24 protein-coding genes are annotated in these 20,848 nt (G+C 63.0%); 12 read left to right on the top strand and 12 right to left on the bottom strand.

Going from position 1 to position 20,848, the window contains the following annotated elements; all coding sequences use genetic code 11:
• Positions 1-174: 174 nt before the first annotated feature.
• The gene (locus DGA31_RS05985; RefSeq protein ID WP_056838474.1) at positions 175-465 is read left to right on the top strand and encodes an Rdx family protein; all 291 of its coding nucleotides are present in this window, start codon (positions 175-177) and stop codon (positions 463-465) included.
• On the opposite strand, the gene DGA31_RS05980 is transcribed toward DGA31_RS05985, so the two are convergent.
• Complete coding sequence (locus tag DGA31_RS05980; RefSeq protein WP_056838476.1) at positions 459-1,331, bottom strand: DMT family transporter; 873 nt, start codon at positions 1,329-1,331, stop codon at positions 459-461. The genes DGA31_RS05985 and DGA31_RS05980 overlap by 7 nt on opposite strands.
• Before the next feature lie 136 nt (positions 1,332-1,467).
• On the opposite strand from DGA31_RS05980, the gene DGA31_RS05975 reads away from it, so the two are divergent.
• A complete protein-coding gene (locus DGA31_RS05975; RefSeq protein WP_109511916.1) occupies positions 1,468-2,277 on the top strand; it encodes a UDP-2,3-diacylglucosamine diphosphatase in 810 nt (269 codons plus the stop codon).
• On the opposite strand, the gene DGA31_RS05970 is transcribed toward DGA31_RS05975, so the two are convergent.
• Together DGA31_RS05970 and DGA31_RS05965 are read right to left on the bottom strand one after the other, a co-directional pair.
• Positions 2,274-2,585 carry an Mpo1-like protein gene (locus DGA31_RS05970; protein ID WP_056838479.1) on the bottom strand — a complete coding sequence of 104 codons (312 nt, stop codon included), beginning with the start codon at positions 2,583-2,585 and terminating at the stop codon, positions 2,274-2,276. The genes DGA31_RS05975 and DGA31_RS05970 overlap by 4 nt on opposite strands.
• A 58-nt stretch (positions 2,586-2,643) precedes the next feature.
• A complete protein-coding gene (locus tag DGA31_RS05965; RefSeq protein WP_056838481.1) occupies positions 2,644-4,098 on the bottom strand; it encodes a TrkH family potassium uptake protein in 1,455 nt (484 codons plus the stop codon).
• A 156-nt stretch (positions 4,099-4,254) separates the two neighbouring features.
• Between DGA31_RS05965 and DGA31_RS05960 the strand changes: the two genes are divergently transcribed.
• A complete protein-coding gene (locus DGA31_RS05960) occupies positions 4,255-4,809 on the top strand; it encodes a nitroreductase family protein (RefSeq protein WP_109511915.1) in 555 nt (184 codons plus the stop codon).
• Positions 4,810-5,038: 229 nt separating this feature from the next.
• On the opposite strand, the gene DGA31_RS05955 is transcribed toward DGA31_RS05960, so the two are convergent.
• The 5 genes from DGA31_RS05955 to DGA31_RS05935 all read right to left on the bottom strand — a co-directional run bounded on the left by DGA31_RS05955 (position 5,039) and on the right by DGA31_RS05935 (position 8,703).
• Entirely contained in the window at positions 5,039-6,376 is a 1,338-nt protein-coding gene (locus tag DGA31_RS05955) for a sensor histidine kinase (protein ID WP_109511914.1), read from the bottom strand.
• 65 nt (positions 6,377-6,441) lie between these two features.
• Positions 6,442-6,891 carry a Spy/CpxP family protein refolding chaperone gene (locus tag DGA31_RS05950; RefSeq protein ID WP_056838486.1) on the bottom strand — a complete coding sequence of 150 codons (450 nt, stop codon included), beginning with the start codon at positions 6,889-6,891 and terminating at the stop codon, positions 6,442-6,444.
• A gap of 189 nt (positions 6,892-7,080) precedes the next feature.
• A complete protein-coding gene (locus DGA31_RS05945) occupies positions 7,081-7,758 on the bottom strand; it encodes a response regulator transcription factor (RefSeq protein ID WP_056838489.1) in 678 nt (225 codons plus the stop codon).
• Positions 7,759-7,805: 47 nt separating this feature from the next.
• A complete protein-coding gene (locus tag DGA31_RS05940; RefSeq protein ID WP_109511913.1) occupies positions 7,806-8,105 on the bottom strand; it encodes a YciI family protein in 300 nt (99 codons plus the stop codon).
• 1 nt (position 8,106) lies between these two features.
• Complete coding sequence (locus DGA31_RS05935) at positions 8,107-8,703, bottom strand: septation protein A (protein ID WP_056838492.1); 597 nt, start codon at positions 8,701-8,703, stop codon at positions 8,107-8,109.
• Positions 8,704-8,768: 65 nt separating this feature from the next.
• On the opposite strand from DGA31_RS05935, the gene DGA31_RS05930 reads away from it, so the two are divergent.
• The 8 genes from DGA31_RS05930 to arfB all read left to right on the top strand — a co-directional run bounded on the left by DGA31_RS05930 (position 8,769) and on the right by arfB (position 15,689).
• Positions 8,769-9,632 carry a PHP domain-containing protein gene (locus DGA31_RS05930; RefSeq protein WP_109511912.1) on the top strand — a complete coding sequence of 288 codons (864 nt, stop codon included), beginning with the start codon at positions 8,769-8,771 and terminating at the stop codon, positions 9,630-9,632.
• Positions 9,633-9,645: 13 nt separating this feature from the next.
• Positions 9,646-10,275, top strand: a complete 630-nt coding sequence (locus DGA31_RS05925) for an L-threonylcarbamoyladenylate synthase (protein ID WP_056838495.1) — start codon at positions 9,646-9,648, stop codon at positions 10,273-10,275.
• 104 nt (positions 10,276-10,379) lie between these two features.
• A complete protein-coding gene (locus DGA31_RS05920) occupies positions 10,380-11,078 on the top strand; it encodes a segregation and condensation protein A (RefSeq protein WP_161959162.1) in 699 nt (232 codons plus the stop codon).
• Positions 11,079-11,090: 12 nt separating this feature from the next.
• Positions 11,091-11,867, top strand: a complete 777-nt coding sequence (scpB, locus tag DGA31_RS05915; protein WP_109511911.1) for an SMC-Scp complex subunit ScpB — start codon at positions 11,091-11,093, stop codon at positions 11,865-11,867.
• Between the two features lie 322 nt (positions 11,868-12,189).
• Entirely contained in the window at positions 12,190-12,381 is a 192-nt protein-coding gene (locus tag DGA31_RS05910) for a DUF1289 domain-containing protein (protein ID WP_109511910.1), read from the top strand.
• Positions 12,382-12,547: 166 nt separating this feature from the next.
• Positions 12,548-13,735: a 23S rRNA pseudouridine(2605) synthase RluB gene (gene rluB, locus DGA31_RS05905; RefSeq protein WP_056838503.1), complete on the top strand. Its 1,188-nt coding sequence runs from the start codon at positions 12,548-12,550 to the stop codon at positions 13,733-13,735.
• Positions 13,736-13,887: 152 nt separating this feature from the next.
• The gene (locus tag DGA31_RS05900; RefSeq protein ID WP_109511909.1) at positions 13,888-15,273 is read left to right on the top strand and encodes an amino acid permease; all 1,386 of its coding nucleotides are present in this window, start codon (positions 13,888-13,890) and stop codon (positions 15,271-15,273) included.
• Between the two features lie 2 nt (positions 15,274-15,275).
• Positions 15,276-15,689 carry an alternative ribosome rescue aminoacyl-tRNA hydrolase ArfB gene (arfB, locus tag DGA31_RS05895; RefSeq protein WP_056838506.1) on the top strand — a complete coding sequence of 138 codons (414 nt, stop codon included), beginning with the start codon at positions 15,276-15,278 and terminating at the stop codon, positions 15,687-15,689.
• Here arfB and DGA31_RS05890 read toward each other — a convergent pair.
• From DGA31_RS05890 to DGA31_RS05875, 4 genes are all read right to left on the bottom strand, one after another.
• Positions 15,683-16,885, bottom strand: a complete 1,203-nt coding sequence (locus DGA31_RS05890; protein WP_109511908.1) for an MFS transporter — start codon at positions 16,883-16,885, stop codon at positions 15,683-15,685. The two genes, arfB and DGA31_RS05890, sit on opposite strands and share 7 nt — an antisense overlap.
• A gap of 165 nt (positions 16,886-17,050) precedes the next feature.
• Positions 17,051-17,230, bottom strand: coding sequence for a hypothetical protein (locus DGA31_RS05885; protein ID WP_109511907.1), 180 nt, complete (start codon positions 17,228-17,230; stop codon positions 17,051-17,053).
• A 410-nt stretch (positions 17,231-17,640) separates the two neighbouring features.
• Positions 17,641-17,997 carry a 4a-hydroxytetrahydrobiopterin dehydratase gene (locus tag DGA31_RS05880; RefSeq protein ID WP_109511906.1) on the bottom strand — a complete coding sequence of 119 codons (357 nt, stop codon included), beginning with the start codon at positions 17,995-17,997 and terminating at the stop codon, positions 17,641-17,643.
• 134 nt (positions 17,998-18,131) lie between these two features.
• Positions 18,132-18,413: a DUF2790 domain-containing protein gene (locus tag DGA31_RS05875; protein ID WP_056838514.1), complete on the bottom strand. Its 282-nt coding sequence runs from the start codon at positions 18,411-18,413 to the stop codon at positions 18,132-18,134.
• Between the two features lie 302 nt (positions 18,414-18,715).
• On the opposite strand from DGA31_RS05875, the gene acs reads away from it, so the two are divergent.
• Positions 18,716-20,671, top strand: a complete 1,956-nt coding sequence (gene acs / locus DGA31_RS05870) for an acetate--CoA ligase (protein ID WP_056838516.1) — start codon at positions 18,716-18,718, stop codon at positions 20,669-20,671.
• Positions 20,672-20,848 lie beyond the last annotated feature (177 nt).

The following is a 20,848-nucleotide window of genomic DNA, read 5'->3' as shown; positions in this document are numbered from 1 at the left end:
GGCTATGCACGCCTTTGCGCGCCACCGCGAAGGCCGTGAGGGTGTTGAGCGACAGACGTCCGTCCACAGGGTTATCCACCGCTGGCTGTGCAACTTTCTGCGCATCAAGGCCGAGGGCTATCGGTGAAGCGGTATGATGACGGTCTTCATCGACCTTGTTTCGAGAGCCCTGCAATGAGCACCGCCAAAGCCCAGATTGTCATCACCTATTGCACCCAGTGCCAGTGGTTGCTGCGCGCGGCCTGGCTGGCCCAGGAACTGTTGAGCACCTTCGGCGATGATCTGGGGCGGGTGTGCCTGGAGCCGGGCACAGGCGGCATTTTTCGCATCACCTGTGATGAGGTGCAGATCTGGGAGCGCAAGCTGGACGGCGGTTTTCCCGAGGCCAAGGTGCTCAAGCAGCGGGTGCGCGATTGCATCGACCCCGAGCGCGACCTGGGGCATAACGACCGCCCGGCTCAGTGAGTGGAAGCGGCCTGGTCGGCAGGCTTGAGCCCCGACAGCAGAATGGCGGCGATGATCAACGCGCCACCGGCCAGCATGCGCAGTGTTGGCGCTTCGGCAAAGACCAGCCAGGCCAGGGCAATGCCATAGACCGGCTCCATGGCGAACACCACGGCGGCGATGCGGGCCTTGACCACCGCCAGGCTGGCGACAAACAGGCTATGGGCGAGCCCTGTGCAGATCACCCCGAGCAGCGCCAGCCACAGCCAGTCGATGGCGCGCAGGCTGTGCAGTTGGGGCACCGCGAACGGCACCAGGCACAGCATCACCACCAGGTTCTGGCACAGCGCCGCCTGCACGGGCGGTACATGCGCCGCACTGGCCCGGTTGGTCAGCGACAGCAACGCGAAGGTCAGCCCGGAAAAGACGCCCCATAACAGACCGCCGGTGGCCTGGCTGGCCAGGTCGAAGGTCGGGGTCACCAGCACCAGCCCGGCGCTGACCAGCCCCACCAGCATGATTTCCCGGCGGTGGATCTTCTCTTTGAACAGCAAGCCTTCGAGCACCACGGTAAAGGCTGGAAAGGTGGCAAACCCCAGGGTAGCGATGGCCACGCCGGCAGTCTTGATGGCCATGAAAAAGGCCACCCAGTGCACGCACAGCAGGACACCGGACAGCAGCATCTGCCACCGGTGACGGCGTTGCAGTGGTTGCCAGCCGGTGCGCTGGAGCAGTGTGATGAAGGCCCCCAGTGCCAGGACGGCAAAGGCTGCGCGAGCGAAAACGATGACGACCGGCGTGGTGGCTGCCAGTTTGCCGAGCACACCGGCCATACCGACCAGGATGGCGCCCAGGTGCAGGGCGCCCAATGCGGTGCGTGGAGTCATGGTTATCCTTGAAGAGGGGGGGCGGGCAAGTCTACACCGTGGGCGCGCCGGTCGGCTGTCACGCTAACGCCACGGCGATGTCACATGCGCTTCACTGCGCGCAGGCACGCTGGGCAAAACCCCTCGGAGGTTGCCCATGAGCAGCGCTCAGTTCGCCAGGCCCAGCCGCAAGCAACACGTGCGTACCCTATGGATTTCCGATGTGCACCTGGGCACCCGCGATTGCCAGGCCGAGCACTTGTCGGCGTTTCTCAAGGGCTATCAGGCCGACAGAATCTACCTGGTCGGCGACATCATCGACGGCTGGAAGCTGCGCAGCGGCATGTACTGGCCCCAGGCGCACACCAACGTGATCCGCCGCCTGCTGACCATGAGCAAGCGCGGCACCGAGGTGATCTACATCACCGGCAACCACGATGAGTTCCTGCGCCGTTATTCCAGGCTGGTGCTGGGCAATATCAAGCTGCTCGACGAAGCCGTGCACACCACCGCCGATGGTCGACGCCTGCTGGTGATTCATGGTGACCAGTTCGATGTCATTACCCGCTATCACCGCTGGCTGGCGTTTCTCGGCGACTCGGCCTACGAGTTCACCCTGACCCTGAACCGCTGGCTCAACCATTGGCGCGCCCGCTATGGCCATGGTTACTGGTCGTTGTCGGCTTACCTCAAGCACAAGGTCAAGGGTGCGGTGAACTTCATCAGCGACTTTGAACAGGCCATTGCCCATGAATGCATCAAGCGCGGGCTCGACGGCGTGGTGTGCGGGCACATCCACCACGCCGAGATCCGCCAGATGGGCGAGGTGGAGTACCTCAATTGCGGGGACTGGGTGGAGTCGTGCACAGCGCTGATCGAGCATCTGGACGGCAGCATCGAGCTGTATCGTCTGGCGGACGCGCAGATGCTGCAGAAGCAGCAGGCCCAGGAAGCGCTGCCGGTCTAGAACGGCACCCGCCCCAGCAGCATGTCGCGAAACATCACGAAATCGCCCATCAGGCTGTACAGCGGATGCTGGAACGTCGCCGGGCGATTGCGTTCGAACAGGTAATGCCCGGCCCAGGCAAAGCCGTAGCCTGCCAACGGCACCAGCCACAGCAGTTGCCAGCGGCCACTGCCAACACCAAACGCCAGCAGGAAGATCACCAGGCTGGTGCCGACAAAGTGCAGGCGCCGACAGGTGCTGTTGCGGTGTTCTTCGAGGTAATACGGATAAAACTGGGCGAAGTTCGCGAAATGCCTGACGTGTTCCATGGTGTGCGTCCTCAGGTCGGTCTTTCGCCAGTCTAGCCGCGGCCGGGCCGCCACGTCATCAGTGTCGCCAGAAGGCCGGTACGCACAGCACCAGGATGGTGATGATTTCCAGCCGGCCCAGCAGCATGCCCCCCGACAGGATCCATTTGGCGGCATCCGGCAGGCTGGCGAAGTTGCCGGCCGGCCCGATCACCTCGCCCAGGCCCGGCCCCACGCCTGACACGGTGCTGGCCGCGCCGGTCAGGGCGGTCATCCAGTCCAGGCCCAGCAGCGACAACAGCAGGGCGATGACGCAGATGGTGATGGTGAAAAAGAACGAGAAGGTCAGGATCGAACGCACGATCTCGTCGTCGAGGCGATGACCGTTGTAGCGCTGCTTGATCACCGCCCGTGGGTGAATCAGCTGATTGAGGTTGGCCTTGAGCAGGATGTAGGCTACCTGGAAGCGGAAAATCTTTACCCCGCCGGCAGTGGAACCCGAACAGCCGCCGATGAAGCCCAGGTAGAAGAACAGCATCAGCGAGAAGTTGCCCCACAGGCTGTAGTCGCCCAGGGCAAAGCCGGTGGTGGTGACCACCGAGGTGACGTTCAGCGCCACATGGCGCAGGGCATCGAGCCAGGGCAGGTCGGTGGTCAGGCCGTACCACAGGGTCATCACCGCCCAGGTTACCAGCAGCAGGCCGAGCATGCCCTGCACCTGTTCGTCACGGATCAAGGCCTTGCGATTGCCGCGCAAGGTCGCGACGTAGAGGGTGAACGGCAGGCTGCCGAGGATCATCACCACGATTGCCACCCAGTGCACCGCCGGCTGCGGCCACTTGGCCAGTGACAGGTCCGAGGTCGAGAAACCGCCGGTCGAGATGGCCGACATCGCATGGTTAATGGCGTCGAACAGGCTCATGCCTGCCCACCAGAACCCCAGGCTGCCCAGTACGGTAAAGCCCACATACGCGAGGATGATGTACTTGGCCACCATGTGTGAGCGCGGCATGACCTTTTCCGAGCGGTCCGATGATTCGGTCTGGAACAGGCGCATGCCACCGATGCGCAGCAGCGGCAGGATCGCCACCGCCATGCCGATAAAGCCGATGCCGCCCAGCCAGTGCAGCATCGAACGCCAGATCAGGATGCCCGGCGACATGCTGTCGAGGTGGTTGAGCACGGTGGAACCGGTGGCGGTGATGCCCGACATGCTTTCGAAGAACGAGTCGGTGTAGCTGATGTGCTGGGTCAGCAGGAAGGGCAGCGCGGCAAAGATGCACACCACGATCCAGCTGCTCACGGTCAGCATGTACATGTCGCGCGGGCGCAGGTGCACATGTTCCGGGCGCCCCGGCAGCACCAGGGCGAGCCCTGCGATAAACGTGATGGCGCTGGCCCAGAGGAACGAGCGCAGGTCTTCGAGGCGGTCGTAGATCACCAGGGTCGCCATGGGCACGATCATCGAGATCGCCAGGGTGATCAGGAAGATGCCGATGATGAAACCGATGATGCGTAGGGTCGGCAACGCCATGAAACTGCTCGGGCTGAGGAAGAGAGGGCGCCATTCTACCTGCGCGCCGTGGCATGTAAACCTGTAGCTCAAGCGTAGCGCCTGATGCAGGTTGCGCTCGTTATTGCAGGCAGGCCTGGCCTAGAATGCCCGACGACTTTTCAAGGAGATGCGCTCATGCAGGCCCTCGATGTTTTACTCAACCGTGTTTCAGTCCCGCGCCTGGTCGAACCGGCCCCGGATGCGGCCCAGCGCGAGATTCTGTTTGGCGCCGCCTTGCGCGCGCCAGACCATGGTTTTCTCAAGCCCTATCGTTTCCTGACCGTCGAAGGCGAGTCGCGTGAACGGCTGGGCGAGTTGCTGGCCCAGGCGTTGCTGGAGCAGGACAGCGCCCCGGACGCGGCGAAACTGGACAAGGCCCGCCAGGGCCCGCTGCGTGCGCCGTTGGTCGTGGTGGTGATTGCCTGCTTGCAGGATCACCCGAAGGTGCCGCGCTCGGAGCAGCGCCTGACCGCTGCCTGCGCCGCCCACGGTGTCTTGCTGGCCACTTACGCGCTGGGGCTGGGCGGGGTATGGCGCACCGGTGAATTGTCCTACGCCGCCAGCGTGGCCCAAGGGCTGGGGTTGGGCGAAGGTGAAGAAGTGCTGGGCTTCCTGTACCTGGGCACCCCGCTGAATCCGCCACGGATCGCCGCCCGTGAAGACATCGGCGGGTTTGTCAGCGCCTGGTAAAGCTGCGCGCTCTTATAAGAAATAAATTATTGATTTAATTGAATATTAAATTCAATTCTCGTAGGAGCGCGCTTGCCCGCGACCGAGTGCGAAGCGCTCGCAAAATCTCGGAAACGCCACAAATTTACGACTGTAAATCTGCGAAACGCTGAAATTTTACGACTGCTACGCACTCGGTCGCGGGCAGAGCGCGCTCTACCTGGCATTCAGGTCATTGCATGGGGTGGCTTCACGCCAGGGTAATGACCGGCACCCGCGGCAGTTCGATCACGGCCAGGAATCCGCCCTCAGGGTGGTTGCTCAGGGTCAGGCTGCCGCCGTGGCGTTCGGCGGCGCGGCGGGCGATGGCCAGGCCCAGGCCGTGGCCGGCGCTGCTCTGGCCCGGGGCGCGGTAGAACGGCTCGCCCAGTTGCGCCAGATGCTCGGGCGCCGCCCCCGGGCCGTGGTCGCGCACGCTGATACGAACGCGTTCTTCGAACCGGGCGGCCTGTACCTCCACGGGCTGTTCGGGCGGGCTGAAGCGCCGGGCGTTGCGCAACAGGTTGTCGACGGCGCGTTCGATCATGTCCGGCCAGCCTTCCACACTCAGCGCGCTTTCCACTTGCAGGGTGATGCCCGGTTCCTGGCCGTCGAGCAGGGCGTCGTTGCGCAGCCGTTGCAACAGCTCGTTGAGGTCCACCGGTTCTGCCTTGGCCATGTCGGCGTCCAGCCGCGCCAAGGCAAGGATTTCACTGATCAGCGCTTCGAGCCGGTCGCATTCGCGGTCCAGGCGCGGCCACAGTTTTTCGCGCTCCTCGGGCGTGGCGCGCCCGGCCAGCGCCAGGGCGATGCGCAGGCGCGCCAGGGGCGAGCGCAACTCATGCGACACATCGCGCAGCAACTGGCGCTGGCTGCCGATCAGGCTTTGCAAGCGCGCGCCCATGCGGTTGAAGTCCGTCGCCAGCACGCCGAATTCATCGCGGCGGTTGGCCAGTTGCGCCAGGCTGTGTTGCTGGTAGCTGGCCTGGCCCAGGTCATGCACCGCGCCGCGCAGGCGGTTGAGCGGGCGAGTGATCGACAGGGTGACGAACAGGCTGAACAGGGTCAGCACCACCAGGGCAATGCCCAGCGCGCTGAGCGGCCACATCAGGCTCTGGCGATGCCACTCTTCGACTTCAGGGTGAGGAATACGGTAGATCAGCAGGTAGGTCTCGCCGCTGCTTTCACTGGTGTATTCAGTGGTCAGGCGCCGCCAGGGCAGGGGCCGTGAGTCGTCACCCTGGCGCGCTTCATAGGCCGCCGCGCGCGGCGGGAAGGTGCCGGGCACCACCGGCTCGCCGCTGCTGTTGAGCACCTGCACATCGATGCGATGCTTGCGCTTGACGGTCTGCAGAAACTCCTGCGCGGCGTCTGGCCCTTGCTCTTCGAAGCGGCTGGCCCACTTCTGCGGCAACTCGTTGAGCACCGGATGACGGCTGAGGATCCAGGCATCCTGGTTAAGCATATGCCCGAGCAGGACCGACAGGCCCGCGACCAGGGCGATGGCCAGCCAGAAGCTGGCCAGGATTCGCCAGAACAATGAACGCACGGTGTGACCTCACAGCAACGGAAAAAACCCGACATGCAGGCATGTCGGGTCGGGGAGTGTAGCGATTACTGCGCCTTTTTGGCCTTTTCCGCTTTCCAGGCCTGGAATTCGGCCCACTCGGCGCGACGTTCTTCGCGCTTTTTCTTGTCGGCGTCGAATTCCTTCTGCTGCTCGGGCTTGAGCAGGGCGCGGATGGCGCTGTCGGTCTTGTCGCGGCTGGCCTGCATCTCGTCCTGCATGGCCTTCTGGTCGGCGGCCGGCAGCTTGGCCAGGAAGCGTTTGTTGATCTCTTTGCGTTCATGGGCCTGCTCGCCCATCAGCTTGCCGATCTGCTGGCGCTGTTCGCGGCTCAGGTCCAGGTCGGCGAACGGGCCGCCGCGGTGTTTGCCAGGGCCTTGCTCCTGGTGGTAGCGCGGGCCGTCGTGCTCAGGACCATCGGCCGGTGCAGGTGGCGCGGCCATGGCCAGGGCTGGCAGGGTCGCGGCGAACATCAAAGCGGTCAGGGTCTTGCGCATGGTGGATCTCCTTGTTTCTGGTGCGGCTTGTTTGCCGTTGGTGCCCAGTTTAGGGAGATCAAGGTCAAGCGCGGTCAAGGCTGCGTAAAGCTTCTGTAAAGCCCGTACAACACATGCAGGACCGGCTTCAGCCGGGAATGCAGGCGCTGCCATGCTTGCTGTTTGCGCCGTTCGCGGATAAATCCGCTTTTACAGGCTGTAGTAGTAACCCCGGCTGCGCAGCGCGACGATGCGCGGGCGACCGTCGGGGTGGGGGCCGATCTTCTTGCGCAGGTTGCTGACGTGCATGTCCAGGCTGCGATCGTAGAGGGTCAGCTTGCGGCCCAGGGCCAGTTGCGCCAGTTCCTGCTTGTCCAGGGGCTCGCCGGGCTGGCTCAGCAAGGCCTCGAGCAGGCGGCTTTCGGAGACGGTCAGGGTCATTTCCTGTTCGTCGATGATCACCACGCCCCGCGCGGCACTGAAACTCAGGTCGCCCAGTTCCAGCTGACTGGTGGCGGTGGCCGGGTGGCTGCGGCGCAGCACGGCGCGCAGGCGGGCGGTCAGCTCGCGCGGGTCGCACGGCTTGGCCAGGTAATCGTCGGCGCCCAGCTCCAGGCCCAGGATGCGGTCCAGGGGTTCGCCGCGGGCCGACAGCATCAGCACCGGCAGGTCGGGGTGTTCGGTGCGCAGTTGCTTGAGCAATTCAAGGCCACTGCCGTCGGGCAGCATCACGTCCAGCACCACAGCATCGGGCGCCGCCTCGGCCAGCGCCTTGCGGGCACTCTGGCCGTCGTGGCAGGCGCGGATCTGAAAACCTTCCTGAGACAGCCAACTGCCCAGCAGCTCGCACAGCTCCTGGTCATCATCAATCAATAACAGTTCGCTCATGACTCACTCGATAAGACCTGGAGGGTTGCAGAGAAGCCGCCGTGCCGTCAGGGCAGGACCTGGCGAAACGGCTTGACCACTACCTGGGCATAGACACCGGCTTCGACGAAAGGGTCGGCCTTGGCCCAGGTTTCGGCCGCCGACAGGGAATCGAACTCGGCCACGATCAGGCTGCCGCTGAAGCCGGCCGGGCCCGGGTCGTTGCTGTCGATGGCCGGATGAGGACCGGCCAGGACCAGGCGACCGGCGTCCTTGAGGACGTTGAGGCGTTCCAGGTGGGCAGGGCGCACGCTCAGGCGTTTTTCCAGGGAGTCGGCGGTGTCGGTGGCAATAATGGCGTAGAGCATGTCAGTCCTTGGTCTTGGTGGTCGATTGAGGGGTGTCGCTCAGGTAGCGGGCCAGGTACAGGCCTTGCAGGACCATGAAGATCAGGGTCATGGCCAGGCTGCCGAAGACCTTGAAGTCGACCCAGAATTGCTCGTAGGTAAAGGCCACGTACAGGTTGGCCGCGCCGCTGAACAGAAAGAATATGACCCAGGAAATGTTCAGGCGTGTCCACACCGCTGCCGGCAGGGTCAGGGCGTGGCCCATCGCACGTTGCACCAGCGGCTTGTCGCCGATGAAGTGGCTGCCGGCAAAAGCCAGGGCAAACAGCCAGTTGACCGCCGGGGCTTTCCACTTGAGGATGGCTTCACTGTGGAAGGTCAGGGTCAGGCTGCCGAAGACGATGCACGCGATCAGGGTCAGCCACTGGCTCTTTTCCAGCTTGCGCTGCTTGATGTACAGGATGCCGTAGACCACGACGGAACTGGCGATCAGCACTTTGGTCGCACTGAATATACCCCCCAGCATGAAGCTGTGACCCAGGATATCGACGGCGTGAGGTTCGATCTTGTAGACGATGAAGAACAGAATCAGCGGGATGAAGTCGATGAGTTGTTTCACAATGGCAGCCAGACGCGGGATGTGGCGGCATAATAACAAACATCAAAGACCGCGAAAGCCATCCAATGAATGTTGACCTGCATTGCCACAGCACCGCTTCCGACGGGGCCCTCGCGCCTTCGGCGGTGGTGGCCCGAGCCTATGAGAACGGCGTGCGCGTCCTGGCCCTGACCGACCATGACACTGTCGAAGGCCTGCCCGAAGCCCGGGCTGCAGCCCAGGCATTGGGCATGCAACTGATCAACGGCGTCGAACTGTCCTGCGTGTGGAATGGCTCGACCATCCATATATTGGGGTACGGGTTCGCCCTCGATACGCCGGTGCTGGCCGAGGCCATCGCCAGCCTGCACAAGGGCCGCTGGCTGCGTGCCGAAGAAATCAGCCGCAAGCTGGCGCTCAAGGGCATGCCCGGTGCGCTGGAGGGGGCCCGCGCCGTGCAGCAGGCTCTGGGCGACAGCGGCAATGCGCCGGCCCGGCCGCACTTTGCCGACTTTCTAGTCAATGCCGGCTTCGTCAAGGACCGTGGCGAAGCCTTTCGCAAGTGGCTGGGCGCCGGCAAGCTGGGCGACGTCAAGCAACACTGGCCTACCCTTGAGGAAACCGTAGGCACCTTGCGTGACTCCGGCGCCTGGATCAGCCTGGCACACCCTATGCATTATGATTTCACACGCAGCAAGCGGCGCCGGTTGGTCACCGACTTCATCAAGGCCGGCGGCCATGCCATCGAAGCGGTCAATGGCATGCAGTCGGCCGATCAGGTCGGCAGCCTCTCGATACTGGCCCGCGAGTTCGGCCTGCTGGTCAGCGCCGGCAGTGATTTCCATGGCCCCGGCCACTGGTCGGAGATCGGCATTTATCGGCCGCTGCCCGAGGATTTGCCGCCGTTGTGGAGCAAATTCAGACATGAACCCGCTATTACCGCCGTTTGAACAGGACATAACCGTGAGTCAATTTTTCCAGGTGCACCCGGAGAACCCGCAACCACGTCTGATCAAGCAGGCCGTGGAGATCATCAAGGCCGGCGGGCTGGTGGTGTACCCGACCGATTCGTCGTACGCACTGGGTTGCCAGATCGGCGACAAGGGCGCCATCGAGCGCATTCGTCGCCTGCGCAAGCTCGACGACAAGCACAATTTCACCCTGATGTGCTGCGATCTGTCGCAACTGGGGCTGTTCGCCAAGGTCGACACCGGCGCCTTTCGCGCCCTCAAGGCGCATACGCCGGGGCCTTACACCTTCATCCTCAACGCCACGCGCGAAGTGCCGCGCCTGCTGCTGCACGCCAAGCGCCGCACCATCGGCCTGCGCGTGCCGGGCCACCCGATTGCCCAGGCCTTGCTGGCGCAACTGGGCGAGCCGCTGATGAGCGTGAGCCTGATCATGCCGGGCGATACCTTGCCACTGAGCGACCCCGAGGAGATGCGTGATATTCTCGAGCATCACGTCGACCTGATCATCGACGGCGGCATCGGCGGCGTTGATGCCTCCACAGTCATCAGCCTCGCCGAAGGCGATCCGCAGATCATTCGCGTGGGCTGTGGCGACCCGACCCCGTTTGGTGAACCGGCCTGATGACCGCCGCTGAAAGCCCGGACGCCACCGGGCAGCAACCGGCGCGGGTCTACGGCCAGCCGTTCGGCCAGCTGCCGCTGGATCTGTACATCCCGCCGGATGCCCTGGAAGTGTTTCTTGAAGCCTTCGAGGGGCCACTGGACCTGTTGTTGTACCTGATCCGCAAGCAGAACATCGATATTCTCGACATCCCGGTCGCGGAAATCACTCGCCAGTACATGGGTTATGTCGAGCTGATGAAAAACGTGCGCCTGGAGCTGGCCGCCGAGTACCTGGTGATGGCGGCCATGCTGGCCGAGATCAAGTCGCGCATGCTGTTGCCGCGTTCCCAGGAGATCGAGACCGAGGAAGACGACCCGCGTGCCGAACTGATCCGTCGCTTGCAGGAGTACGAGCGTTTCAAGAGCGCCGCCGAGGGCCTCGACCGTTTGAACCGGGTGGGCCGCGACACCTATGTGCCGCGCCTGGAGGCCCCTGAGGCCAAGGCCCGCAAGCTGCTGCCGGACGTCAGTATCGAAGAGCTGCTGATGTCGATGGCCGAGGTGCTGCGCCGCGCCGACATGTTCGAAAGCCACCAGGTCAGCCGCGAAACCCTGTCGACCCGCGAGCGCATGAGCGATGTGCTCGAACGCCTCAAAGGCGGCGGCTTCGTGCCGTTCATCGAGCTGTACGGCGCCGATGAAGGCCGTCTGGGCGTGGTCGTGACTTTCATGGCTGTCCTGGAGCTGGTCAAGGAATCGCTGGTCGAGCTGGTGCAGAACGAACCCTTTGCCGCCATCCATGTGCGTGCCCGAGCCCAATAGAGCAAGAACCCCATGAACCTCAATGAACCTCGCGACCTGGCGCCATTGCTGGAAGCCTTTCTGTTGGCCAGTGGCAAGCCGCAACCGCTGGAGCGCCTGTACGAGCTGTTCGAGGAAGCCGAGCGGCCTGGCCCCTCGGTGTTCAAGAAAGCCCTACAAGTGCTGGCCAAGTCGTGTGAAGGCCGTGCTTTCGAACTCAAGGAAGTCGCCACGGGTTATCGCTTGCAGATTCGTGAGCGCTACGCGCCCTGGGTTGGCAGGCTATGGGAAGAGCGTCCGCAGCGCTATTCGCGGGCCATGCTGGAAACCCTGGCGCTGATCGCCTACCGCCAGCCCATCACCCGGGGTGAAATCGAAGACGTGCGCGGGGTGACGGTCAACAGCCAGATCGTCAAGACCCTGCTGGAGCGCGAGTGGATCCGGGTGGTCGGTTACCGCGACGTGCCGGGCCGGCCGGCGATGTTTGCCACCACCAAAGGCTTTCTTGATCACTTCAACCTCAAGGGGCTTGAGGACTTGCCGCCGCTGGCGGACATCCGCGAGCTGGAGCCCGAGCCGCTGTTCGATCCCGAGGACGCACCGGTGCCGGCGCACCTGCAGGCCCTGGCCGACGCCAGCCTGAGCGATGACGGCGAACCCGAGGCGCCAGCGGCGGAAACCAGTTTCCGCAGCCTGCTGGTGGAGCTCGACAGCATGGAGGAAGGGCTGAAGATCGACTTCGACGATTTGCTGCCAGCGGAACCGGCAGACGATGCCGGTGACGAATACAAGGACGACGAACCGCACTGATCCACCCGGATGATCCTGTCGCACGCTGTAACGCTGAAGCCCCGGTAGGAACGCGCTTGCCGCAATGCCGGGCCACCGCGACAGAGTACGTTCGCAGTCGTAAATTTGTGGCGTTTCCGAGATTTTGCGAGCGCTGCGCACTCGGTCGCGGGTAAACGCGCTCCTACCGGGTCCATGTTTGAGGCGCGACAGCGCGGTGTCAGTGACACAGGATGATCTCCTACTAACCGGCGAATTCGATAGTCAGTGAAATCAGCAAGTCAATGTGTGTCTGAAGAGCGTGGCCCAGGCTGCGAACAGTCGTTTTGAATGAGCCCCTACCATGAGTTCGAGCAAAAGCCCCTGCACCGGCCTGTGCAAGTTCACCGATGACATCTGCCTGGGCTGTGGCCGCAGCAAGAAGGAAATCAAGGCCTGGAAAAAGCTCGACAAGGACGAACGGCGCGAGGTTATCGACGCCAGCAAACAGCGCCTGGCCGGGCTCAAGGCCCCCGGTCGGCGGAAAAAGAAATGAGCGGTGATGCGCAACCGTGCGCAAGCGCGTATGATTCGCGCCCCTCTGGCTGTTCATCAAGCCATGATTCTTGAATTGCGCTCGGGCACGGCACACACTGCCTGCCGGGCAACAGGTCTTTCCGGTCCTCGGTGAGCCCTGATTCGACACACCGGGAGGTGCCCAGATGAGTGAAATAGAAGTTAAAGACGACCAGGCCGAGAAACCTGCAGGCGAAAAACTGCAAAAGGTCCTGGCGCGTATTGGTGTCGGTTCGCGTCGCGATGTCGAGGCCTGGATCGGCCAGGGCCGGATCAAGGTCAATGGCGCGGTCGCCAGCCTCGGCCAGCGTGTCGACCTGTTCGATGCCATCAGCGTCGACGGCCAGGTGGTCAAGCGCGAAGAGTCGCGCGAGAACGTGCGCCGGGTCATCATGTATAACAAGCCGGACGGCGAGATCTGCACCCGCGACGACCCTGAAGGCCGTCCGACCGTGTTCGACCGCCTGCCGCGCCCGAAAGAAGGCCGCTGGGTCAACATTGGCCGCTTGGACATCAACACCACAGGCTTGCTGATGTTCACCACTGACGGTGAGCTGGCCAACCGCCTGATGCACCCGTCCTACGAGATGGACCGCGAATACGCAGTGCGTGTGCGTGGCGAAGTCGACGACGACATGCTGCTGCGCCTCAAGAATGGCGTGATCCTCGAAGACGGTCCGGCCCGCTTCACCGACATCAAGAAAGCCCCCGGTGGCGAAGGCTTCAACCACTGGTATCACTGCGTGGTGATGGAAGGTCGCAACCGTGAAGTACGCCGTCTGTGGGAATCGCAAGGCCTGGTGGTCAGCCGCCTCAAGCGTGTGCGTTACGGGCCGGTGTTCCTCAACTCCGACCTGCCGATGGGCCGCTGGCGCGAAATGAGCCAGCAGGAAGTCGACATCCTCGCCGCCGAAGTGGGCCTGACGCCGGTGGCCATGCCGGTGCTCAATGCCAAGAGCCGTGAAAAGCTCGAGCGCCTGCAGCGCCAGTCGTCGCGCCCGCTGGGCAAGGGCGAGCGCGTGCGTAACGTGCGTCCGCCAGTGGACAGTGGTGAGCGTGCCGAACGTGCTCCGCGCCAGCCAGCCGGCGAAGAGCGTAGCCGTCCGGCCACGCGCGGCAGCAGCGACAAGCCGCGCATCGGCGACAAGCCGGCCCGCAGCCCGCGTACGCCTGAGCGTGAACGCGTCAGCACCGTGGCCGAACGCCCAAGCGAAATGCGCAAGGACGTGCGTCCCCGTCCGGGCAGCCCGGATGGCAAGCCAGGCGGAAAGCCCGCCGGCAAGCGTGGCGGTGCCGACGCACCGCGCCGCGGTCCAGGCCGCAAGCCGCAGTGATGACTGCCTGAACAAACGCCGGTTTCGACCGGCGTTTGTTTTTGCACGGCCTGTAGGAGCGACCAACGGTCGCGAACACGATGGGCAACACGGTCGCGAATGCCGCGTCACACACGCAGCAGGGTTCAATTGCATCGAACAGGTAGCTTTTCATGAGTGCAACCGACTCACCGCCAGGCGAGCTGAAACGCGGGCTGAAGAACCGCCATATCCAGTTGATCGCCCTGGGCGGCGCCATTGGTACCGGACTGTTCCTGGGCTCGGCCGGGGTACTGAAATCGGCCGGCCCCTCGATGATCCTGGGCTATGCGCTGTGTGGTTTCATTGCCTTTTTGATCATGCGCCAGCTGGGCGAGATGATCGTCGAGGAACCGGTGGCCGGTTCGTTCAGCCACTTCGCTCACCGTTACTGGGGCGGCTTTGCCGGCTTTCTGTCGGGCTGGAACTGCTGGCTGCTGTACATCCTGGTGGGCATGTCGGAGCTGACCGCCGTCGGTAAATACGTGCATTACTGGTGGCCGGACATTCCGACCTGGGTCACCGCCGCCGCCTTCTTCCTGCTGATCAATGCCATTAACCTGACCAACGTCAAGGTATTCGGCGAGACCGAGTTCTGGTTCGCGATCATCAAAGTGGTGGCGATCATCGGCATGATTGCCCTGGGCAGCTACCTGCTGGTCAGTGGCAAGGGCGGCCCGCAGGCCTCGGTCAGCAACCTGTGGGCGCATGGCGGTTTCTTTCCGCATGGCGTGGGTGGTCTGGTGATGGCCCTGGCATTCATCATGTTTTCCTTCGGTGGCCTGGAAATGCTCGGCTTCACCGCTGCCGAGGCCGAACAGCCCAGGACCGTGATCCCCAAGGCGATCAACCAGGTCATCTACCGCATCCTGATTTTCTATATCGGCGCGCTGGTGGTGTTGCTGTCGCTGACGCCCTGGGACAGCCTGCTCATGACCCTGAATGCTTCGGGCGATGCCTACAGCGGCAGTCCCTTCGTCCAGGTGTTCTCCATGCTGGGCAGTGACACGGCCGCGCACATCCTCAATTTCGTGGTATTGACCGCTGCCTTGTCGGTGTACAACAGCGGCACCTACTGCAACAGCCGCATGCTGGTCGGCATGGCCGAGCAGGGCGACGCCCCGCGTGCCTTGGCGCGCATTGACCGACGTGGCGTGCCGGTGCGGGCGATTCTGGTCTCGGCGGCGGTCACGCTGGTGGCCGTGCTGCTCAACTACCTGATGCCGGGCAAGGCGCTGGAACTGTTGATGTCGCTGGTGGTGGCCACCCTGGTGATCAACTGGGCAATGATCAGTTACTCGCACCTCAAGTTTCGCCAGCACCTGCGTCACACCGGACAGGTTCCGGCCTTCAAGGCCTTGTGGTACCCGTTCGGCAATTACCTGTGCCTGGCATTTGTCGGGGTGATCCTGGTCATCATGCTGATGATTCCGGGCATTCGCCTTTCGGTGTTCGCCATTCCGGTATGGTTGCTGGCAATGGCGCTGTTCTACTGGCTCAAGACCCGTCGCAAGGCCTGAATATGCTGATCATCTCCAGTAACGTGCACGTACCGGATGGCGAAATCGAGTGGAGCGCCATTCGCGCCCAGGGCGCCGGCGGGCAGAACGTCAACAAGGTGTCGAGCGCGATGCACTTGCGCTTCGACATCCAGGCCTCTTCGTTGCCGCCGTTCTACAAGGAGCGCCTGCTGGCGCTGAGCGACAGCCGTATCACCAGTGACGGGGTGATCGTAATCAAGGCCCAGCAATACCGCACTCAGGAGCAGAACCGTGCCGATGCCTTGCTGCGCCTGACCGAGCTGATCATCAATGCCACCAAGGTCGAGAAGAAGCGTCGACCGACCAAGCCGACTTTCGGTTCGCAGAAGCGTCGTCTGGAGTCCAAGACCAAGCGTGGTTCGATCAAGGCGGGGCGCGGCAAGATCGATTATTGAATGCCTGGTGTCCGGCTGCGCCTGTATAGCCAGACACTCAGTGCCAGTCCGCCCAGCGAAGCGGCGGCGGCGAACAGAAAGATCGACACAAAGCCGAAGCCTGCCGCCACCGCGCCCGCCAGTGGCCCGGTAATGCCCAGCGACAGATCGATGAACAGCGAGTAGGCGCCCACCGCCGCACCGCGGCTGGAGGCCGGCACCAGGTTCACCGCCTCGACCCCCAGCGCCGGAAACACCAGCGAGAAACCAAAGCCGGTCAGCGCCGCGCCGACCAGTGCCCACTCCGGCGTCTGTGCCAGCCACAGCAGCAACAGCCCCAGGGTCTCGACGCCCAGGCAGACGATCGCCACGCGAAAGCCCCCCAGGCGGTTGATGAAGTTGCCGAACAGCAAGCGGGCAATGATGAAGCAGCCGCCGAACAGGCTCAGGCACAAGGCCGCATTGGGCCAGTGATTGCTGGCGTAGTACAGGGTGATGAAGGTGGCAATGGTGCCAAAGCCGATCGAGCCCAGCGCCAGGCCCATGCCGTGTGGGAAGACGCGTCCCAGTACGTGCATGAATGGCAGGCGCTCGCCGACAACGATGGGCACCGGTGCGCGTTTCCAGGCCAGCAGCTGACCAACCACACCCAGCAGGATAATGCCGATGCCCATGCTGGCCAGGCCGAAGGTGCCCACCAGCCAGAACCCCAGTGGCGCACCGACGGCCAGGGCGCCATAGCTGGCGATGCCGTTCCAGGAAATCACCTTGGCGGTGTGCTGCGCGCCGACCCGGCCGATGCCCCAGCCAATTGCGCCCGAACCCACCAGGCTTTCCGCGCTGCCCAGCAGCACTCGACCCAGCAGCAGGCTGATCAGGCTGGCCATGGGCCAACCCTGCAACAGCACCGCCAGCAGCATGAATACGCCGCTCAAGCCACAGCCGAGCAAACCGTATTGCACCGATTTCTTGCAGCCCAGGTTGTCGATCACCTTGCTGGCCCAGGGCCGGCTGAGCAGCGTGGCCAGGTACTGCACGCTGATCACCAGCCCGGCCGTGACCGCACCGAAGCCCAGGTCGCTGTGCACGTAACCGGGCAGTACAGCCAGCGGAATACCGATGTTCAGGTAGCCGATAAAGGTGAACAGCACCACAGACACGACCTGCCGGGTGACCTGCATCTGGGTGGGGGCCGAGGTTTTTTCGAATGAGGTCATCAGAAGGGCGCCAGAACATTAGCAAGCTTACGATCGGCGTTCATCATAGCGGGTGATGCGCGGTACAGGTAATGCACCATCGTTTTGTATGAATGCAGCCGCACGCAGGGCTGGCCGGGCGGCGATCCGCTTCAACCGGGAAGCAGGCGCTGGCCAGTCCCCATATCAGCTATTGGCAGCCGTCAGCAAATGCGTGGTCACCAGCGCGGCCAGGGCGTTTTCCTGGGTGCCGAAGCGTGCCAGCAGTGCCTCCTGATTTTCCGGGGTCAGGCGGGTCCAGAGGTCGATCATTTTTTCTGCGGTGCCGATCAACACGTCGGCTTGTTCAGGCTTGAAATCATTCATGAGGGCACTTCTTTGGCGGCGGGCCTGATGCGCGAACACCAAGGCATGACAGGCGTACGGAAAACAGTGCAGACCGTTTTCGATACGCCTGTGGTTGGCCTTTTGCGTGGTTCAGTCTTCGCTCAAGGCCTGTTGGCTGTCTTCAGCCGGGGTTGTCGCTTTGATATCAGCCGCATGTCCGAGCTCTTGTCGAGCCAGAACGGACTGCGAAGGTTCCTGGGGGCCTGTGAAGGGGAAGTTGGGTATTTCGTGCATCGTCATCACTCCTCTCAAGGGGGTTGCAGGTTGAACCGTGCTTGAATAAAGCGGCGTCAGGATAACGCAGTGAAGATGACAATCAGACTTTTAATTTGCCCTTGATGCAACAAAAGCGGCTTTTGACGGTCTGTGCGACCCTCGGGAAAGAGGGCTCATTTACGGCCCGGAGCGTGTTGGGCAAGGGCTTCGGTACGGGCTGCGAGAATGAAGTCATTGCTGTGCAGGCCGTTGATCGCATGCGTCCACCAGGTGACGGTGACCCGGCCCCACTCGGTGAGCAGGGCCGGGTGGTGGTCCTGTTCTTCGGCCAGGGCGCCCATCGTGTTGGTAAACGCCAGTGCGCTGGCAAAATCCTTGAAGGCGTAGGCCTTTTCCAACTGCTTGACGCCATCACGGGTTTCGAGCTGCCAGTCGGGCAGTTGCACCAGCAAGGCTGGCAGGTCCTTGTCCTCCACAGGCCGGGCATTGGCGTGGCAGGGTTGGCAGGTTTGCTGGTGCAGGTCGGTCATGGTGGCAGTCCTGGGCAAGAAAACGATGATTACACCATAGCGCACGCCAGACCCTTGTCGCTGCCAGACAAAAGCGCCTCGCCGGGCATGCCCGGGAGGCGTTTTCTTGTTGTTGTCTACAGGCCGGCTACAGGTCAGCTGTTGCCGCAGCCGTTGGCCATGACCTGATAGCGCATCACATGCCGCTGCCCATGGGAGTCTTCATAAGTCATGCGCGCTGGCACGACCCCACAGACATTCGGCGTCGGGCTGATGGAGATGACCCGCGAAATATCCGGGTGCGAATCGTAGGTGTAGGTTTCGACGGTATCGACGGCAACGGGGTCGGTCTGGTTGACTGTTTCGGTCGAAGCTTGATCAGCCAGTACCTGCAGGCTGAAACCGCAAAGTGCCAAAACCCAGAGTGAGCGTTTCATGTAGGGACCTTTATCGAGTGCGAGAGAGGCCGCATCGATCCGTGTCCGGATCGATGGGTTCAGCCTGTCTGCGTGGGGGGTTGCCGGTTGGCGAGGTCCATTCTAGGGAGGTGGCAATCCGGGATACAGGTGCCAGACTGATAAGCGTTTTTGGCAAAACTGCAACAATGCTGCAAACGTCCCTGGCCTGGCGCTGTTACGGTGCGCGGGGTGTACGGTAAGACCATCGTCGAATGGCCCCACACTCTGTGGCGGGATAAAACACAGGCATACAACAACAACTATTCACCGAGGTAACCAAGATGAGTGCAGCTTCCCTGTACCCCGTGCGCCCAGAAGTTGCGGCCAATACGTTGACCGACGAGGCCACCTACAAGGCCATGTACCAGCAATCGGTGGTCAACCCCGATGGCTTCTGGCGCGAACAGGCCAAGCGCCTCGACTGGATCAAGCCCTTCACCCACGTCAAGCAGACCTCCTTTGATGACCACCGCGTCGACATCAAATGGTTTGCCGACGGCACCCTCAACGTGGCCTACAACTGCCTGGACCGTCATCTGGAAGAGCGCGGCGACAGCATCGCGATCATCTGGGAGGGCGACGATCCGTCCGAGCATCGCGAAATCACCTACCGCGAACTGCACGCCGAAGTCTGCAAGTTCGCCAACGCCCTGCGTGGCCAGGACGTGCACCGCGGTGATGTGGTGACCATCTATATGCCGATGATCCCCGAAGCCGTGGTGGCCATGCTGGCCTGCGCCCGCATCGGCGCGATCCACTCGGTGGTGTTCGGCGGCTTCTCGCCCGAGGCCCTGGCCGGGCGCATCATCGATTGCAGCTCCAAGGTGGTGATCACCGCCGACGAAGGCCTGCGGGGTGGCAAGAAGACGCCGCTCAAGGCCAACGTCGACCGCGCCCTGACCAACCCGGAAACCAGCAGCGTGCAGAAGGTCATCGTCTGCAAGCGCACCGGCGGCGAGATCGAGTGGAACCGCCACCGCGACATCTGGTACCACGCGCTGCTGGAAGTGGCGTCGAGCACCTGTGCGCCCAAAGAGATGGGTGCCGAAGAATCGCTGTTCATCCTCTACACCTCCGGCTCCACCGGCAAGCCCAAGGGCGTATTGCACACCACCGCCGGCTACCTGCTGTATGCCGCGCTGACCCACGAGCGCGTGTTCGACTACAAGCCCGGCGAAGTCTACTGGTGCACCGCCGACGTCGGCTGGGTCACCGGCCACAGTTACATCGTCTATGGTCCGCTGGCCAATGGCGCGACCACCTTGCTGTTCGAAGGCGTGCCGAACTACCCGGACATCACCCGCGTGTCGAAGATCGTCGACAAGCACAAGGTCAACATTCTCTACACCGCGCCGACCGCCATTCGCGCGATGATGGCCGAAGGCACCAAATCGGTCGAAGGCGCCGACGGCTCCAGCCTGCGCCTGCTGGGCTCGGTGGGCGAGCCGATCAACCCCGAGGCCTGGGGCTGGTACTACGACACCGTGGGCAAGCAGAATTGCCCGATCGTCGACACCTGGTGGCAGACCGAGACCGGCGGCATCCTGATCAGCCCGCTGCCGGGCGCCACCGCGCTCAAGCCAGGCTCGGCGACCCGGCCGTTCTTTGGCGTGATTCCGGCGCTGGTCGACAACCTGGGCAACCTGATCGAAGGTGCCGCCGAGGGCAACCTGGTGATCCTCGACTCCTGGCCGGGCCAGTCGCGCACCCTGTACGGCGACCATGACCGTTTCGTCGACACCTACTTCAAGACCTTTCGTGGCATGTACTTCACCGGTGACGGCGCGCGCCGCGACGAGGACGGCTACTACTGGATCACCGGTCGCGTCGACGATGTGCTCAACGTTTCCGGGCATCGCATGGGCACTGCCGAGATCGAAAGCGCCATGGTCGCGCACCCGAAAGTCGCCGAGGCGGCAGTGGTCGGTGTGCCGCACGACCTGAAGGGGCAGGGCATCTATGTGTATGTGACGCTCAACTCCGGTGAGGTGCCGGACGAAGCGTTGCGCATCGAGCTGCGTAACTGGGTGCGCAAGGAAATCGGCCCGATCGCGTCCCCGGACGTGATCCAGTGGGCGCCTGGTCTGCCCAAGACCCGTTCGGGCAAGATCATGCGTCGTATCCTGCGCAAGATCGCCACCGGCGAATACGACGCACTGGGTGATATTTCCACATTGGCTGATCCGGGTGTGGTGCAGCACCTGATCGATACTCACAAGACCATGAAAGTGGCCTGAGGCTTGCTGGTCTGATCACGCCCCGTCCGGCCTTGCCGTACGGGGCGTTTTTCATGGGCTTGATGATAAAGGTCGATGGATCGATGAACGATCACCCCGCAGACTTGCCGTATGCCAAGGCATTGCCAATAATGGGCGCGCTTTTTGCCGGGCGGGTTTGAATACTGCGCTGTGTGT

Source organism: Pseudomonas ovata, assembly GCF_003131185.1.
Taxonomy (GTDB): Bacteria; Pseudomonadota; Gammaproteobacteria; order Pseudomonadales; family Pseudomonadaceae; genus Aquipseudomonas; species Aquipseudomonas ovata.
Note: the sequence above shows the minus strand (reverse complement) of the source record. Positions and strands in the feature narration are given on the sequence as shown.

Coding starts and splice junctions, on each gene's coding strand:
- DGA31_RS05985 (WP_056838474.1), top strand. CDS start 175: ATGAGCACCGCCAAAGCCCAGATTGTCATCACCTATTGCACCCAGTGC.
- DGA31_RS05980 (WP_056838476.1), bottom strand. CDS start 1,331: ATGACTCCACGCACCGCATTGGGCGCCCTGCACCTGGGCGCCATCCTG.
- DGA31_RS05975 (WP_109511916.1), top strand. CDS start 1,468: ATGAGCAGCGCTCAGTTCGCCAGGCCCAGCCGCAAGCAACACGTGCGT.
- DGA31_RS05970 (WP_056838479.1), bottom strand. CDS start 2,585: ATGGAACACGTCAGGCATTTCGCGAACTTCGCCCAGTTTTATCCGTAT.
- DGA31_RS05965 (WP_056838481.1), bottom strand. CDS start 4,098: ATGGCGTTGCCGACCCTACGCATCATCGGTTTCATCATCGGCATCTTC.
- DGA31_RS05960 (WP_109511915.1), top strand. CDS start 4,255: ATGCAGGCCCTCGATGTTTTACTCAACCGTGTTTCAGTCCCGCGCCTG.
- DGA31_RS05950 (WP_056838486.1), bottom strand. CDS start 6,891: ATGCGCAAGACCCTGACCGCTTTGATGTTCGCCGCGACCCTGCCAGCC.
- DGA31_RS05945 (WP_056838489.1), bottom strand. CDS start 7,758: ATGAGCGAACTGTTATTGATTGATGATGACCAGGAGCTGTGCGAGCTG.
- DGA31_RS05940 (WP_109511913.1), bottom strand. CDS start 8,105: ATGCTCTACGCCATTATTGCCACCGACACCGCCGACTCCCTGGAAAAA.
- DGA31_RS05930 (WP_109511912.1), top strand. CDS start 8,769: ATGAATGTTGACCTGCATTGCCACAGCACCGCTTCCGACGGGGCCCTC.
- scpB (WP_109511911.1), top strand. CDS start 11,091: ATGAACCTCAATGAACCTCGCGACCTGGCGCCATTGCTGGAAGCCTTT.
- DGA31_RS05910 (WP_109511910.1), top strand. CDS start 12,190: ATGAGTTCGAGCAAAAGCCCCTGCACCGGCCTGTGCAAGTTCACCGAT.
- rluB (WP_056838503.1), top strand. CDS start 12,548: ATGAGTGAAATAGAAGTTAAAGACGACCAGGCCGAGAAACCTGCAGGC.
- DGA31_RS05900 (WP_109511909.1), top strand. CDS start 13,888: ATGAGTGCAACCGACTCACCGCCAGGCGAGCTGAAACGCGGGCTGAAG.
- arfB (WP_056838506.1), top strand. CDS start 15,276: ATGCTGATCATCTCCAGTAACGTGCACGTACCGGATGGCGAAATCGAG.
- DGA31_RS05890 (WP_109511908.1), bottom strand. CDS start 16,885: ATGACCTCATTCGAAAAAACCTCGGCCCCCACCCAGATGCAGGTCACC.
- DGA31_RS05885 (WP_109511907.1), bottom strand. CDS start 17,230: ATGAATGATTTCAAGCCTGAACAAGCCGACGTGTTGATCGGCACCGCA.
- DGA31_RS05880 (WP_109511906.1), bottom strand. CDS start 17,997: ATGACCGACCTGCACCAGCAAACCTGCCAACCCTGCCACGCCAATGCC.
- DGA31_RS05875 (WP_056838514.1), bottom strand. CDS start 18,413: ATGAAACGCTCACTCTGGGTTTTGGCACTTTGCGGTTTCAGCCTGCAG.
- acs (WP_056838516.1), top strand. CDS start 18,716: ATGAGTGCAGCTTCCCTGTACCCCGTGCGCCCAGAAGTTGCGGCCAAT.